General features: G+C 51.5%; 1 protein-coding gene. It reads right to left on the bottom strand.

Annotation, left to right across the window (positions count from 1 at the left end; genetic code table 11):
- The coding region (locus tag H9625_RS17470; RefSeq protein WP_191765607.1) for a transposase family protein at positions 1–575 on the bottom strand (575 nt) is incomplete at both ends.

Here is a 575-nt window from a genome sequence, read left to right as displayed (position 1 = left end):
CTTGCCCGAAACGGTCTGACTGACAAATATGACCAGACAAGCCATCGTTACAATGACGGCGTTCTTGACCGTGTGCCGTTTTTTCTTGCCGCTGTAACGCTCTTTTTGCATGTCCCGGTCTGCCGGACGGGGAATCTCCCGTTCCGTCCCGTCATGAAGAAGCACCGGCTTGTCCCCCTCCTTGGAAAGTTCCGCCAGCCGTTCGGCAAGCTCCTTGTCGGTTTCTGCGGGGACAAGACCTTTCGCTTTAAGGGACAGACGAAGGATTTTAGTCAGGCAATGGATGAATATGTTGCAGTGCTTCTGGTTCATCCCGAAACAGGCCGCATGATATTCCTGCAACGGGTTGTTTTTCAAATAAACCAAAATGAAGAACAGGCGGTCGGATATGCTGGGAAGGGGGCTGTTCTTGTAGATGGAAGGACTGCGGCGTTTTCCGCTACGGCGTTCCCCAGTCATTTCATACTCGGACAAATAGTCCTCATGCGCAGCCTCGAAATAAGGGAGAAGCGCACAAAACTGTTCATGGCTAACTCCCGTCAAGGCACGGAAACTTTTGCTGTTGTCTTTATGGT

Source organism: Phocaeicola intestinalis (assembly GCF_014837065.1).
Taxonomy (GTDB): domain Bacteria; phylum Bacteroidota; class Bacteroidia; order Bacteroidales; family Bacteroidaceae; genus Phocaeicola; species Phocaeicola intestinalis.
The sequence above is the reverse complement of the archived record's forward strand: the minus strand, read 5'-3'. Positions and strand labels throughout refer to the sequence as shown.